A 14,190-nucleotide genomic window follows, 5' to 3' on the forward strand; every position below is an offset into this window, starting at 1 on the left:
GACCCAAGGGAGGGGGCCGGACGTGGGACGCCTTGTGCCTGCCGTGACCCGGGCTCTCGACATTCTTGAGCTCTTCCTCGACGGGGACGGGACTCTCTCCGCCCCCGACATAGTGCGCAGACTCCAGCTGCCGCGGACCACCGTGCACGAGCTGGTGACCACGCTCTCCGCCCGGTCGTACATCGTGCCCGTACCCGGACAGCCCGGACGCTACCGGCTCGGCGTCCGTCCGTACCAGCTCGGCAGCCGCTACGCCGAACAGCTCGACCTCGCCGCCGAGGGCCAGCAGGTCGCCCGGTCCGTCGCCGAGACCTGCGACGAGACCGTGCACGTGGCGATCCTCGAAGGCACCGACGTCATCTACATCGCCAAGGTCGACTCCACGCACGCGGTCCGCATGGTCTCCGCCGCCGGCCGCCGGCTGCCCGCCCACTGCACCTCGGTCGGCAAGATGCTGCTGGCCTCGCTGCCCGACCACGAGCTGACCGCGCGCATCCCGGACGATGCCGACCTCGTCGCGATGACCCCGAACAGCATCACCGAGCCGGACGCCCTGCGCGAGGCCCTCACCGAGATCCGCGCCCGCGGTATCGCCGTGGAGAGCCGGGAGTCCAACCCGGACGTCTCCTGTGTCGCCGCGCCGGTCCGCGATCGCACCGGCCAGGTCGTCGCGGCGCTGTCCATCTCCGTCCCGATGATCCGCTGGAGCGACGAGCGCCGCGACGAGCTGGAGCAGCTCGCGGCCAAGGGCGCCGCCGAACTCTCCGAGCGCCTCGGCCACCGGAGCGTGGCATGACGACGACGGCGTACGAGGTGGCGGTCGCGGCGGAGGCGACGCTCGGCGAGGGACCGACGTGGGACCCGGCGGCCGGCCGCCTGATATGGATCGACGTCCTCGGTGCACGGATCCACACGTACGACCCCGCCACCGGCCACCGCACGATCCGCACCACCGAACAGCACGTCGGCGCGGTCAAGCCCCGCGCGAACGGCGGCCTGGTCCTCAATCTCCGGGACGGCGTCGGCCTCCTCGACCCCGACGACTCGTTCCGCTGGCTGCTCCGCGAGCCGGTCCCGGGCCGTCGCGCCAACGACGCGGCCGTCGCCCCCGACGGCACCCTGTGGGCCGGCACGATGCGCTACGACGAGACGGTCGGGGGCGGCACGCTCTCCAGGGTGGCGCCCGACGGCACGGCGACGACGCTGCTGCCGGACGTCACGGTCAGCAACGGCACGGGCTGGAGCCCGGACGGCAGCCGCGTCTACTACGTCGACACGCCGACCCGCCGGGTGGACGTCTTCGACTACGTCGACGGACTCCCGGTCGACCGCCGCCCGCTCGCGACGATCGAGGAGGGCGCCGGTTTCCCCGACGGCCTGACGGTCGACGCGGACGGCTGTGTGTGGGTGGCGCTGTGGGGTGGGGGAGCGGTACGGCGTTACACGCCGACTGGTGAGCTGGACCGGGTCGTCACCCTTCCCGCGACGCTCACGACGGCCTGCGCGTTCGGGGGCGCCGACCTGACTGACCTCTACGTCACGACGGCGAGAGTGGGCCTCGACCGCCCCCACCCCACGGCAGGCTCCCTGCTGGTGATCCCGGACGCGGGCAAGGGCGTGGCCCAGCCTGCCTTCCAGGGCTGAGCGCCCCGTAAGGGGCGCGGGGAACTGCGCGACCAGCCACGACGGCGCCGCAGACGGTCTACTGCCCGGCGTGGCAGGGTCGTCTTTCGCCTGTGGGCGAGTGGGGGCTGATCGCGCAGTTCCCCGCGCCCCCAAAGGGGCGCTGCTGAACGGCCGCCGTCAGCCTGCGGGGTGGCTGGTCGCGCCCACGCGGCGGCAGCCGCAAATCAAATGCAGCCCCGCGCCCCTACGGGGCGCTTCCCCTACTGCAAGCCGGCCCGCTTCAACTCCTCTGCGGTGAGCGGCGGTCCGGTCAGCGTCGGTTTCAACGGCCCCGCCAGCGCCGCCAGCAGGACGGACGGAGTCAGCAGTACCTCCGCGCGCCGCTCCAGCGAGGTCACGTCCGTCACCCGGCGGGCGATGCGGCCGTTGCCCGTGGCCGTGTGCATGAGGCGGGCGACGTAGGCGGCCACGATCCGGTCCCGGGTCGTCGGGCCGTTCTCCGTCGCCCCGGGATAGAACACGTCCTGCCCGATGGCGAGGTCCCAGGCCGCCCCGACCGGCCGGGCGACCGCCTTCTGGACGCGGCGGGCCAGGCCGCGCGTGCCGAAGCCGTGGCGCCGGGTCAGATCCCGCAGGAGCAGGGCGCTCTGCGCGCCCACGGCCAGTCCGTGGCCGTAGACGGGGTTGTACGCGGCCAGGGCGTCGCCGAGGACCGTGAAGTTGTCGGGCCAGGCGGCCATCCGCTCGTAGAAGTACCGGCGGTTGACGGTGGCGCGGGTGACGGCGACGTCGGACAGCGGTTCGGCCTGCGCGAGCAGCTCGCCGATGAGCGGGTGCCGCAGCCGGTCGCGGGCGAACGGGACGAAGTCGTCGGCGGAGGACGTCGGTTCGCCCCCGCGGGTGCCGTTGAGGGTGACGATCCAGCGGCCGTTCTCGATGGGCAGCAGGAAGCCCGCCCGGCCGGGACCGCCCTCCCGCGGGTCCGGCTGCACGTTGACCACCGGGAAGCCGGCGCGGGCCTGCTCGGGTGCGAGGTAGAGCCGGCTGGCGTAGGCGAGGCCGGTGTCGACCTCGCGGTGCTCCGGCGCGGGCAGCCCGAGGGCCGCGAGCCAGCGGGGGGCTCCGGAACCCCGCCCGGTGGCGTCGACGACCAGGTCCGCCTCGACGGTCCGCTCCCGGCCGTCGCGGTCCCGCACCCGGACCCCGGTGACCGCCGCCGCGTCGCCCGTGAGCCCGAGCACCTCCGTGCCCCCGGCCACCTCGACGTGCCCGTCCGCGAGGACCCGCGCCCGGACCGTCGCGTCCAGCAGGTCCCGCCCGGCCAGGAGCACATGGTGGGACTCGGGCCAGCGCCGGAACCAGCCGTGCGCCGAGAGGGCGACCATGTCCGTGGTGACCGGGGCCCGGCGCGCCCCGGCGTCCAGGAGGGCCGCGGTGATGCCCGGCAGCAGTTCCTCCATCGCCCGTACCCCGCCCGACCAGAGCATGTGGGCGTGCCGGGCCTGCGGAAGCCCCTTGCGGGGCCGGGGCGCCTCGGGCAGCTCGTCGCGTTCCACGACGACGACCCGGTCGGCGAGGCCGGCCAGGGCCCGGGCCGCGAGCATGCCGGTGTGGGATCCCCCCAGGACGACGGCGGCTCTGGCGGGGGAGGAACGGTCACTCATGCGTGGACATGCTCTCTGCCGGGACGGCCGCGCGGGTGCGTACCGCCGTGATCTCATCGGGGTGGCGCAGGACCTCGGAGACGGCCTGGATCTCCTGGAGCAGATACGAGGTGTCGGTCCCGCCCGTGCCGCCGTCGTCCAGGGCGTGCCGTCCGCTCTCCACGGCCTCCAGGATCGTCACGGCGGCGGCCAGGGACTGGGCCCGGCCGGGTTCGTGGCCGAGGGCGAGCGCGGCGTCGTAGGCCCGGCCGCGCAGGTTCTCGTCGAGGAACCGGGACAGTTGCAGGAGCGCGTCGCGGATGTAGGTCTCGCGGCGGATCAGGCGCATCTCGGCGGTGGCGCGCAGCGCGAGCGGTTCGCGGCCGCCCGCGACGGTCCGCAGCAGCCGGGCGAGCGGCTTCAGGGCGCGGTGCCGGCGGCGCACCAGCCAGCGGTCGTGGAAGTACTGGCCGGCGTGCGGCACGATGAAGCCGATCGCGACGAACGTGGCGGCGATGCAGGCGGCCGACGGTGCGATGTTGGCGTTCAGCCAGTCCAGGTCGTGACCGGTCCAGCGGGCCACCACGGCCGTGAACTTGGCCGCGCTGAAGACCAGGTTCGTCGCGTAGCCGATGCCCAGGAACCTGAGCCCCCAGCGCAGCCAGGCGTCGAGGCCGTCGGTGCGGATCCAGTTCCACACCAGCCGGGTGGTGATCGCGCAGGCCGCGGTGTGCGCGAGGAGGTAGAGCAGGATCTCCTCGCGCATGAACGGCGTGCTCGCGTAGTAGGTGTCCAGGTTCCTGACCTGTTCCACGGGCACGTCGGCGAGCGCGAACAGCACCCACAGGGCGACGACCACGGCCGCGTAGACGCAGACCACCCAGCGGGTCGCGCGCCGGGTCTGTGCACGGCGGTCGGTGTGGCCGTTGCGCCAGTGCACGACCAGCAGCAGCCAGGACGCGGACAGCGCGGTGATCAGGGAGTACACCAGGGGTGCCGCGATGTTCGGCACACCGGTGACCCGGTTCGTCCAGGAGATGGTGGCCGGAGCGGCGAAGGCGAACACCGCGCAGGCGAACAGCAGCAGGCCGCCGACGGCACGCAGCAGCGGGTCCCGCCACAGTTTGAGGATGCTGGGCAGCTTGATCACCAGGGCCGCGGTCAGCACCAGGCCGGGGAGCCAGAAGGAGATGTACAGGCCGGTGAAGAACGCGGCCGGGCCTTCGGCCAGCGGGGAGTTCGTCACCGCGCTCCGCCTTCGCGCCCGCGGTAGCCGAGGGACCGCTGGACCGGATCGGGCGGGGCCTCACCGCCCTGTCCGGGCAGTAAGGACCGGAGCGCGGCCGCGAGCCGGTGCCCGAAGTCGTCGGCCTCGGCCTCGTCGGCCTCCCGGGAGCCGTTGCGGGCCGCCACGGTCAGGGCGACGGAGTCCCAGTCCGGCCGCCCGGCGAGGGCGTTGGCCGCGGCCTCGTGACGATGCGTGCCGCGCGTGTGCAGGTGCCACAACTCATGCCCCAGGATGACCAGTTGCTGGACCGCCTCGGCCCGCTCCTCGACGATCACCAGGTCGAAGTCCTGGAACTCCACCCACAGCCCGGTGACCTCGATCTCGTCGGGGAACCGTTCGAACCGCAGCTCGACGGGCCGCCCCTCGCGTCTACGGCTCAGCTCCGCGCACAGCACCCGGCACAACTCCCGTACGTCGGCCGGCGTCCGGGGTCTGGCGCGGACGGCGGCGGTGAGGTCGGCGGCGAGGACACGCATCTGTGCGTTCGGCCGGGAGCCCCGCAGCCCCGTGGCGATCCGGGCCCACCGGTGCCGCGCGCCGGCCAAGTCCATCGCTCCCCCTTCGCACCGCCCCCGCGGCGGTGACCGCGCTGCGTCGGCCGGTCCGAGACTACGCGTCCGGCGGCGCCAGTTCGAGCTGTAGTTCACATGACAACGAGTGCTCGATGCATGAAAGTCACGCGCGACCCATTGACGCGCAAGCGCTTCGATTTTACGGTCCCGTTCGAAGTTACGAGCATGAGCCGATATCTCGAACAAGAATGACGGACGCGATCACGAGCACGACGGATCCCGAAGGCAAGGGCAGGCAATGGCATGGGACGACCTGGCCTCGGTCGCAGGCAACTACTGGGCACGGCGGGCGGGCTGGCGGTGGCGGCGAGCTTCGGCTTCGCGGCCCTCGGCACCGGCGCCGACGCACTGACATCGAGCGCACGCACCCGCGTCCGCTACTGGAACCTCTTCTCCGGCGGCGACGGCGCCAACATGCAGGCCATGGTGGACGCCTTCCACACGGCCCACCCGGACACGGACGTCAAGGCGTCCACCCTCACCTGGGGCGACCCCTACTACACCAAGCTCGCCATGGCGGCGGCCGGCAACCGCGCCCCCGACCTGGCCGTCATGCACCAGGGCCGGGTCACCGGCTTCGCACCCGGGCGCCTCCTCGACCCCTGGGACATCGGCAAGCTCGCCGAACACGGCGTCCGCGAGGCCGACTTCAACCCCATCCTGTGGAAACGCGGCATCGTCGGCGGCCAGTTGTACGCCCTGCCCCTGGACGTCCACGTCCAGCTGAACTTCTACCGCAAGGACGTCTGCCGGAAGGCCGGCCTGCTCGACGCGGACGGCCGGCTCCCGTACGCCGCCTCCGAGGACGACTGGTTCGCCATGCTCAAGGCCGCCAAGGCGAAGCTCAAGGGCGGTCTGCAGACCCTCGGCATGCACGCCAACGACCAGAACTTCTCCTGGTGGTTCTTCGTCGCCTTCTACCAGCAGCTCGGCGGCGGCTACTTCGACGCCGACCAGACCGGCGTCGTCTTCGACACCGACAAGGCCACCCGGGTCCTGGAGTTCTTCCGCAAGCACGTCACCGACGGCTACGCCATCGCGGGTTCGGACGACGCGGCGATGTTCCTGGCCGGCGCCCCCTTCGTCTGGGAGGGCGACTGGTCGGTGCCGGTCTACACCCCCGCGAAGATCGACTACGGCGCCACGCCGCTGCCCCCGGTCTTCGGCACCCCCGGCACCCACGCCGAGTCCCACTCCTTCGTCCTGCCCCACCAGGCCGACCGCGGCGGCGCCGCGAACGAGGGCGCCTACGCGCTCGCCGCCTACCTGGTGAAGAACGCGGCGACCTGGGCCCAGGGCGGCCACGTGCCCGCCTACCTGCCGACCTTCAAGGACCCGGCGTACACGAAGCTCTCGCCGCAGCGCGAGTACTCCCAGGACGCCATGCAGCACCTCGCCACCGAGCCGCACATCTGGTTCGCGGGCTCCACCGGCACCCTCTCCAAGCGGGTCGGCCCGCTCATCGCCGGCTCCAACCTCGGCTCCACCAGGCCCGACGCCACCGCCCGCGCCATGAAGAGCGCCCTGGAGGCCCTCCTCGCCTCGAAGAACCCGATGGACGGCAAGACCGCCGCCCAGGAGCTGAAGGGAGCCGACGCATGAGCTCCACCGCCTCCACCGCCTCCACCACGGCGGTCCCCGCCGCCCCGCGCGTGGCACGCACCGCCACCGGCGCCGACACCCTGCGCCTGCGCTGGGGCCGTCGCCTCCAGCACGGCGGCTGGTTCGTCACCCCGTTCTTCGTCCTGTACGGCCTCTTCGTCCTGGTCCCGATCGTCCGCGGCCTGTACCTGTCCTTCACGGACGCCAACATCTCCGGCGACCACACCAGCTTCATCGGCCTCGACAACTACCGCGAGGCCCTCCAGGACGACCTGGTCTGGCAGTCCCTGTGGCACAGCGTCAAGTTCACCCTCTGGGTGGTCCCGCTGATCGTCGTCATGGCGCTCCTGATGGCGCTGATCGCCCACCACACCGTCCACTTCAAGTGGCTGTGGCGGTTCAGCTTCTTCGCCCCGTTCCTGCTCCCGTCGGCCGTCGTCGCCAACCTCTGGTGGTGGCTCTTCCAGCCGGTCAACGGCCTGGTCAACCACACCCTCGGCCTCGACACCCCCTGGCTCACCCAGAAGTCCACCGCCCTGCTGGCGAGCGTCATCGCCACCCTCTGGTGGACGGTCGGCTTCTCCTTCCTCCTCTACCTGGCGGCTTTGCAGAACATCCCGCAACACCTCTACGAGGCGGCCGAACTGGACGGCGCGAACGCCTTCCAGCGCATGGTCCACATCACGGTCCCCAACCTGCGCAACATCACCGGCCTGGTCGTCGCGCTCCAGATACTGGCCTCGCTCCAGGTCTACGACCAGGTCGTCATCATGTTCCAGTTCGGCTCGGGACCCGAGAACTCCACCCGCACCTTCGTCCAGTACATGATCGAGCAGGGCTTCACCAGCTACCGCGTGGGCTACGCCTCCGCGATCTCCATGATCCTCTTCATCATCGTCGCGGCCGTCGCCCTGACCCGCATGTGGCTGCTGCGCACCCGCGAGGAGGCCACCCGATGACCACCACCACCACACCCCCCGTCGTCCGCAGGCCGCGCTCCACCTGGACCCCGGCCCAGATCGCCCTCACGGCGCTCGCCGCCGCCCTCTCCCTGCTCTGGATCGCCCCGCTCTTCTGGGCCCTGTCGACCTCGCTCAAGACCTCCACCGAGTCCGTCGCCTCCCCGCACTGGATCCCGGACCACGTCACCTGGGACTCCTGGAAGGGCATCTTCGACGCCGGCAACATCCCCGACTGGTTCGTCAACTCGGTCGTCGTCTCGGTCTGCGTCACCTTCATCGTGCTGCTCGTCGCGTCCCTCGCCGGATACGGCTTCGCCCGCACCGAGTTCCGCGGCAAGGGCGTCCTGCTCTCGCTCACCATGGCGGGCCTGATGTTCTCCCCGGCCATCCTCGGCGTCCCGCTGTTCACCACGGTCCAGTCGCTCGGCATGGTGGACACCTACTGGGGCATGATCCTGCCCCAGTGCGCCCCCGCCGCGATGGTCTACATCCTCTACAAGTTCTTCCAGTCGCTGCCCAAGGAACTGGAGGAGGCCGCCTTCATCGACGGCGCCGGCCGCTGGCGCATCTTCTTCACGATCGTCCTCCCTCTGTCGAAACCGTCCCTCTCGGCGGTCGGCATCTTCACCTTCATCGCCTCCTGGAACAACTTCCTGTGGCCGTACATGGTGACCAACAACCCCGACCTGATGACGATGCCGAACGGCATCGCGACCGTCCAGAACGCCTTCGGCATCGTCTGGCCGCAGCTGATGGCCGGCGGCCTGATCGCGGGCCTCCCGCTGATCATCGTGTTCGTCTTCTTCCAGAGCCAGATCGTGCGCGGCGTGGCCCACACGGGCCTGGCCGGCCAGTGAGGAGCCGGAGTTGAAGCGTTTCCCCGGACTCGCCGCCCTGCTCGCCGCCGCGGCGACAGCCCTCCTCCCCACCACCGCCTCCGCGACCACCACCTACCCCGACCCCCTCCCCCTGACCGGCCAGCAGATCATCCACGACCCCACCGTCCACCGACTGAGGAACGGCCAGTACGTCGCCTACTCCACCGGCGGCATCATCGGCGCCCGCCTCTCCACGAACCTCCGCGACTGGACCGACGCGGGCAACGCCTTCACCACACCGCCGAGCTGGTGGTACGACTACAACTCCACCGCCGACCCCTGGGCTCCCGACCTCTCCTACCGGGACGGCCGCTACTGGCTCTACTACGCGGTCTCCTCCTGGGGCACCAACCACTCCGCGATCGGCGTGGCCACCTCCCCGACCGGCCTCCCCGGCACCTGGACCGACCACGGCCCCGCCTTCACCTCCGACACGACCGACGCCTGGAACGCCATCGACCCGGCGATCACCCGAGCCGACGGCAAACTGTGGATGGCGTTCGGCTCCTACTGGACCGGCATCCGCATGGTGCGACTGGACCCGCACACCGGAAAGGCGATCCCCGGCGCCCCGGTCCGGCAGCTGGCCACCCGCCCGGACGCCCCCTACGCCGTCGAAGGCGCCGCGATCCTCCACCACGGCCGCTACTACTACCTCTTCGCCTCGTACGACGCCTGTTGCGCCGGAGCGAACTCCACGTACAAGATCAGAGTGGGCCGCTCGACGACGGTGACGGGCCCGTACACCGACAGCACGGGCACACCGATGCTGAACGGCGGCGGCGACCTCCTTCTCTCCTCCCACGGCCGTTACATCGGCCCGGGCGGCGAGTCGACATTCCGCACCCACGGCAAGACGTGGCTGGCGTACCACTATTACGACGCAGCCGACAACGGCACCCCGAAGCTGGGGCTCAACCCCCTGAGCTGGACAAGAGACGGTTGGCCAACGCCCCTTTAGGGGCGCGGGGAACTGCGCGAGCAACCCCCACCCACCCGCACCCGCCCACGATTGAGAACAACCCACCCCGAAAGGCGAACATTGCGCACCGCCCGCTTCACCCTCGACCCCGCCTTCACCATCGGCGAAGTCAACCCCCGCCTCTTCGGCTCCTTCGTCGAGCACCTAGGCCGCTGCGTCTACACCGGCATCTTCGAGCCGACCCACCCCACGGCCGACGCCGAAGGCCTCCGCACGGACGTCCTCGACCTCGTCCGCGAACTCGGCGTCACCACCCTCCGCTACCCCGGCGGCAACTTCGTCTCCGGCTACAAGTGGGAGGACTCGGTCGGCCCGGTCGAGGACCGCCCCCGCCGCCTCGACCTCGCCTGGCGGTCGACGGAGACCAACCGCTTCGGACTCGGCGAGTACATCGCCTTCCTGAAGAAGGTCGGCCCGCAGGCCGAGCCCATGATGGCGATCAACCTCGGCACGCGGGGCGTGGCGGAGGCCCTGGAACTCCAGGAGTACGCCAACCAGCCCTCCGGAACCGCCCTGGCGGACCTCCGCGCCGCCCACGGCGACAAGGACCCCTTCGGCATCAAGCTCTGGTGCCTGGGCAACGAGATGGACGGCCCCTGGCAGACCGGCCACAAGACCGCCGGGGAGTACGGCCGCATCGCCGCCGAGACCGCCCGCGCCATGCGCCAGATGGACCCGTCCGTGGAACTGGTCGCCTGCGGTTCCTCCAGCCAGTCCATGCCGACCTTCGCCGAGTGGGAGGCGACGGTCCTCGCGGAGACGTACGACCTGGTCGACTACATCTCCCTGCACGCCTACTACGAGCCCCAGGACGGCGATGTCGACTCCTTCCTGGCCTCCGCCGTCGACATGGAGTCCTTCATCGAGAACGTGGTCGCCACCTGTGACCACATCGGCGCCAGGCTGAAGTCCCAGAAGAAGATCAACCTCTCCTTCGACGAGTGGAACGTCTGGTACACCTCGAAGTGGCACGCGATCGAGAACTCCGACGCGCGGGACTGGCCCGAGGCCCCGCGCCTCCTGGAGGACAACTACAGCGTCCTGGACGCGGTGGTCTTCGGCTCCCTCCTCATCGCCCTGCTCCGCCACGCCGACCGCGTCACGGTCGCCTGCCTGGCCCAGCTGGTCAACGTCATCGCCCCGATCATGACGGAGCCCGGCGGCCCGGCCTGGCGCCAGACGACGTTCTTCCCCTTCGCCCAGGCGTCCCGCTACGGCAGGGGCCAGGTCCTGGACGTACGGGTGGACTCACCGACGTACGACACGAAGAAGTACGGCGAGACGAGCCTGCTGCACGCGACGGCGGTCAGGGCCGAGGACGGCACGGTCACCGTCTTCGCCGTGAACCGCAGCCAGTCAGAAACCCTGCCCCTGGAAATCGCCCTGAGCGGCCTCGGCCTGACAACCGTGGCGGAACACAGCGTCCTGTCGGACGAGGACCCCGACGCCCGCAACACCTTGGCGGAGCCGGAGCGAGTGACCCCTCACCCGGCCGTGGGCACGTCTCTGAACAGCGGCACTCTCAACGCCGTTCTAGAACCCCTCTCCTGGAATGTGATTCGACTGACGTAAGGGTCAACGCGCCCCCTTGGGGGCGCGGGGAACTGCGCGACCGGCCCCCACCGGCCCGCAGCTAACGACCGGGGGAGTCCACCGAAGCCACCGGCACTCCTCCGGCCGCGCTCCCCAGCAACTCCAGCCGCACGACCCCCGGCCCGAACTCACTCGTCCCGTCCGAAAGCACAGCCAGCGCCAACGTGTTCGCACCCCGGGTCCGCAGAATCCCGCTCGGCAGCACGAACGTATGCTGCGGCCCCACGTCATTGACGTACTGCCCCAGATTCCAGCCGTTCAGGAAGATCTGCACCCGGTACGCCCGCCCGGGGTCGTCGTCCAGCACCAGCCCCACCGACGCGTCCACCCCGCCCGGCACGGACATCCGGAACCCGGTCCGGTACCAGGTGACTCCCATCCCCTTGTCGGAGCGGGGAAGCGTGACCGCCTCCCACCCGCCGTCCGCGAACCCGGGCAGGTGCCACCCCTCCCGCTCCCCGTACAGCCCCCCGTTGTTCTGCGGCCCCCGCACCGGATCCGCGGCCGCGGCCCCCTGGATGCGCCAGCCCACCTTCGGCGCGGCCCCCTTGAAGGCGGCGGCGGTCAGCCCACGGGCCACCTTGTGGGTGTCCAGGGACGCGCCGTCCATGTCGTGCTGCATCCGCCGCACCAGCACGGACAGCACGTGCCGCTGCTTCTTGCGCTGCTCCTTCTTCAGCCCGGCGGCGGAGAACTCGGCCGTAGCGGCCCAGCTCCCCTTCCGTACCGTCTTCGCGTCCGGCACCGGCATCCGGTGCGAGCCCAGCGGCTCCCCGTCCAGCCAGGCCATCAGCATGCCCTGGGTGCCCGTGCTGTAGGCGAGGGAGACCGACTCCAGGTCCGACAGGTCGCCGTCCACGTGCCCCCGGTACCAGACGTCCCCGTAGTGGAAGCCGTAGTCGTCGGCGAAGAGCACCGGCTGACCTGCCGGGACCGGCGTCGTGCTGAACGACGTCCGCTTGTCGGCGACCGTCCACGCCGAGTCGTCGAAGCCGGCCGCCGACTCGGGGTTCTCGGCCTTCCGGCGCCAGTCGGCGAGGACCGGCAGCGCCGGCCGCGGCGCCCCCGGCATGTCCGCCAGGGCGACCAGGCTCTCCGAGAGGCTCACCCGCGTCTGTACCGGGCGCCCGTTCCAGGTGACCGAGGCGATCCCGCGGGGTCCCCAGACCTCCAGACCGGTCGGGCCGACCGTGTCCCCGGTGAGCTGGACGACCGACCCGTCGAGCTTCGCGTGGCGCAGCAGCGCCGGGCCGTAGACGAGGAGCGTGCCGGACGGGGTGTCGTACGGGAACAGCCGCAGGGACGTCGCGTCGTCGGCGAAGAGCAGCAGCAGCGGGGTCTCGCTCTCGCCGCGCTGGACCAGGACCCGGGTGAGGCCGCCCTGTCCGAGCGGTGCGGTGACGTGCAGGACACCCTGGTCGTAGACCCAGGCCGCCTCGGCGTCGAGGCGCTGCACGAAGGGCTCGCTCGGGCACTCGAGGACCAGATGCGCCATCTCGCCGTACCGGCCGGTGAACAGGGCGACGTCATAGCGGCCGGCGGTGAGCACGAACATCGGCTGGGCGGTGCAGTAGCGCAGCTTCCGCTTGCCGAGGGAGAGGCCGGTGGTGACGAGCCGGGCGTCGTGGGCCGGGAGGGTCATCTCGATGTCGTCGCCGTCGGCCGTCCGGAGTGTCGAGGTGACCTCGTCGGCGCTGTCGTTGCGCAGGACGTAGACGTGCGCCTCGGTGTCCGGGTTGGTGAGGTGGTACGCCTTCAGCCCGGCCACGTGCACGTCGGCCGCGCGGTCCAGCTTCGCGAAGTCGGGAACGCGCTGCACGAGGTGGCCGAGCTGGTGCATCGGCGCGATCTTCGGCGTCACGTTGCGGGCCTCGTCGATGGCCGCGCCGTAGTCGTACGACGTGTAGACGACCGGCGCCGGCAGCCAGCCCCAGGTGGTGCCGCCGTAGGTCATGTAGACGTTGTGCAGGGTGAGGCCGTTGGCGAGGTTGGTGAGGTAGAAGCGGCGCTCGTAGGCCGCGTCCCGGGTGCGCCGGGACTCGGCGTACCCCTTGCCGCCGAACTCGACCCCGCCCCACGGGTCGAACCAGCCGCCCCCGTACTCCGGTACGAACCCGGGCGTGCGCGGGCTCGCGGTGGCGCCGCCCTTGAGGCCGCCGATCCCGAAGTCCCCCCAGTCCGGCGGGGGCTGGGAGGGCGAGGGATAGCCGTCGAAGCCGTACAGCCACTTGCCCCTCTCGCCGCCGGTGTCGAAGGAGCCGGGGATCCAGTAGCCGTTGCGGCCCTTGTCGTTGTGGAAGAGGGGGACGTCGATGCCGTCGGCCCGCACCTTCTTGTACAGGTGGGACATGTAGGCGGGGCCGGACGGGTCGGCGACGTGGCCGTCGTACTCGTTCTCGATCTGGTAGAGCAGGACGCTGCCGCCGCCGTCCGTGAGCTGGTGGCGGCGCACGATGCGGTTGACGGCCGTCAGCCACTCGTCGACGTGGCCGAGGTAGGTCGGGTCGGTGGAGCGGGCGGCGCCCGCGGTGGCGGTGAGCCAGCCGGGGAAGCCGCCGGCGTCGACCTCGGCGTTGATGTAGGGGCCGGGGCGCAGGATGACGTACAGCCCGGTCTCGGCGGCCGTGCGCAGGAACAGGTCCAGGTCGCGGACGCCGGTGAAGTCGTACCTGCCGGGCGCGGCGGAGTGGTAGTTCCACGCCACGTAGATGCTCACCGTGTTGTAGCCGAACGCCCGCTGTTTCTCCAGCACGTCCCGCCACAGGGAGGGGCTGGGGAGCCGGAAGGGGTGCAGCTCGCCGGACCAGACCACCAGCCGCCGGCCGTCGACGAGGAGGGAGTGGTGGTCGTAGCCGATCGTGTGGCGGCGCCCGTCCGCGCGCGGCGGGGCCGGGGCCGGGCCGGTCGGCACGCTGCGCGCCGCGTAGGCCGCGGGCGCTCCTGGGCCGCCGCTGCCGCCCAGGGCGAAGCCGAGCGCGGTCGAGCCGGCGAGGGCACTGAAGGTACGTCTGCTGAGCGCCAAGGGATCCTCCCGGGCGATCTTA

General features: G+C 71.3%; 11 protein-coding genes. 7 read left to right on the plus strand and 4 right to left on the minus strand.

Annotated elements, in window-relative coordinates; translation table 11 throughout:
* Nucleotides 1-22 precede the first annotated feature (22 nt).
* Both ACWGKQ_RS13100 and ACWGKQ_RS13105 read left to right on the plus strand, forming a co-directional pair.
* Nucleotides 23-796, plus strand: a complete 774-nt coding sequence (locus tag ACWGKQ_RS13100) for an IclR family transcriptional regulator (protein WP_453291989.1) — start codon at nt 23-25, stop codon at nt 794-796.
* Nucleotides 793-1,644 carry an SMP-30/gluconolactonase/LRE family protein gene (locus ACWGKQ_RS13105; RefSeq protein WP_453291990.1) on the plus strand — a complete coding sequence of 284 codons (852 nt, stop codon included), beginning with the start codon at nt 793-795 and terminating at the stop codon, nt 1,642-1,644. The genes ACWGKQ_RS13100 and ACWGKQ_RS13105 overlap by 4 nt, the downstream gene beginning before the upstream one ends.
* A gap of 242 nt (nt 1,645-1,886) precedes the next feature.
* Here ACWGKQ_RS13105 and ACWGKQ_RS13110 read toward each other — a convergent pair whose 3' ends face one another.
* From ACWGKQ_RS13110 to ACWGKQ_RS13120, 3 genes are read right to left on the minus strand one after another with little or no spacing between them, the layout of a single operon-like run.
* Complete coding sequence (locus tag ACWGKQ_RS13110; protein ID WP_453291991.1) at nt 1,887-3,290, minus strand: NAD(P)/FAD-dependent oxidoreductase; 1,404 nt, start codon at nt 3,288-3,290, stop codon at nt 1,887-1,889.
* A complete protein-coding gene (locus tag ACWGKQ_RS13115; RefSeq protein ID WP_453291992.1) occupies nt 3,283-4,515 on the minus strand; it encodes an MAB_1171c family putative transporter in 1,233 nt (410 codons plus the stop codon). The genes ACWGKQ_RS13110 and ACWGKQ_RS13115 overlap by 8 nt, the downstream gene beginning before the upstream one ends.
* Complete coding sequence (locus ACWGKQ_RS13120; protein ID WP_453291993.1) at nt 4,512-5,108, minus strand: toxin-antitoxin system, toxin component family protein; 597 nt, start codon at nt 5,106-5,108, stop codon at nt 4,512-4,514. The genes ACWGKQ_RS13115 and ACWGKQ_RS13120 overlap by 4 nt, the downstream gene beginning before the upstream one ends.
* Before the next feature lie 264 nt (nt 5,109-5,372).
* Between ACWGKQ_RS13120 and ACWGKQ_RS13125 the strand changes: the two genes are divergently transcribed.
* From ACWGKQ_RS13125 to arfA, 5 genes are all read left to right on the plus strand, one after another.
* On the plus strand, nt 5,373-6,731 hold the full coding sequence (locus ACWGKQ_RS13125; protein ID WP_453291994.1) for an extracellular solute-binding protein: 1,359 nt from the start codon (nt 5,373-5,375) through the stop codon (nt 6,729-6,731).
* On the plus strand, nt 6,728-7,690 hold the full coding sequence (locus ACWGKQ_RS13130; protein ID WP_453291995.1) for a carbohydrate ABC transporter permease: 963 nt from the start codon (nt 6,728-6,730) through the stop codon (nt 7,688-7,690). The genes ACWGKQ_RS13125 and ACWGKQ_RS13130 overlap by 4 nt, the downstream gene beginning before the upstream one ends.
* Complete coding sequence (locus ACWGKQ_RS13135; RefSeq protein WP_453291996.1) at nt 7,687-8,550, plus strand: carbohydrate ABC transporter permease; 864 nt, start codon at nt 7,687-7,689, stop codon at nt 8,548-8,550. Before ACWGKQ_RS13130 ends, ACWGKQ_RS13135 begins: the two co-directional genes overlap by 4 nt.
* Before the next feature lie 10 nt (nt 8,551-8,560).
* Nucleotides 8,561-9,532 carry an arabinan endo-1,5-alpha-L-arabinosidase gene (locus ACWGKQ_RS13140; protein WP_453291997.1) on the plus strand — a complete coding sequence of 324 codons (972 nt, stop codon included), beginning with the start codon at nt 8,561-8,563 and terminating at the stop codon, nt 9,530-9,532.
* Between the two features lie 81 nt (nt 9,533-9,613).
* A complete protein-coding gene (arfA, locus tag ACWGKQ_RS13145; RefSeq protein WP_453291998.1) occupies nt 9,614-11,125 on the plus strand; it encodes an arabinosylfuranosidase ArfA in 1,512 nt (503 codons plus the stop codon).
* A 61-nt stretch (nt 11,126-11,186) separates the two neighbouring features.
* Here arfA and ACWGKQ_RS13150 read toward each other — a convergent pair whose 3' ends face one another.
* The gene (locus tag ACWGKQ_RS13150; RefSeq protein WP_453291999.1) at nt 11,187-14,168 is read right to left on the minus strand and encodes a beta-galactosidase; all 2,982 of its coding nucleotides are present in this window, start codon (nt 14,166-14,168) and stop codon (nt 11,187-11,189) included.
* Between the last annotated feature and the right edge of the window lie 22 nt (nt 14,169-14,190).

Source organism: Streptomyces sp. NPDC054770 (genome assembly GCF_053611985.1).

What these genes read in the sequence shown, in the direction of transcription:
- ACWGKQ_RS13105 (WP_453291990.1), top strand. Translation starts at nt 793, where the DNA reads ATGACGACGACGGCGTACGAGGTGGCGGTCGCGGCGGAGGCGACGCTC.
- ACWGKQ_RS13110 (WP_453291991.1), bottom strand. Translation starts at nt 3,290, where the DNA reads ATGAGTGACCGTTCCTCCCCCGCCAGAGCCGCCGTCGTCCTGGGGGGA.
- ACWGKQ_RS13120 (WP_453291993.1), bottom strand. Translation starts at nt 5,108, where the DNA reads ATGGACTTGGCCGGCGCGCGGCACCGGTGGGCCCGGATCGCCACGGGG.
- ACWGKQ_RS13125 (WP_453291994.1), top strand. Translation starts at nt 5,373, where the DNA reads ATGGGACGACCTGGCCTCGGTCGCAGGCAACTACTGGGCACGGCGGGC.
- ACWGKQ_RS13130 (WP_453291995.1), top strand. Translation starts at nt 6,728, where the DNA reads ATGAGCTCCACCGCCTCCACCGCCTCCACCACGGCGGTCCCCGCCGCC.
- ACWGKQ_RS13135 (WP_453291996.1), top strand. Translation starts at nt 7,687, where the DNA reads ATGACCACCACCACCACACCCCCCGTCGTCCGCAGGCCGCGCTCCACC.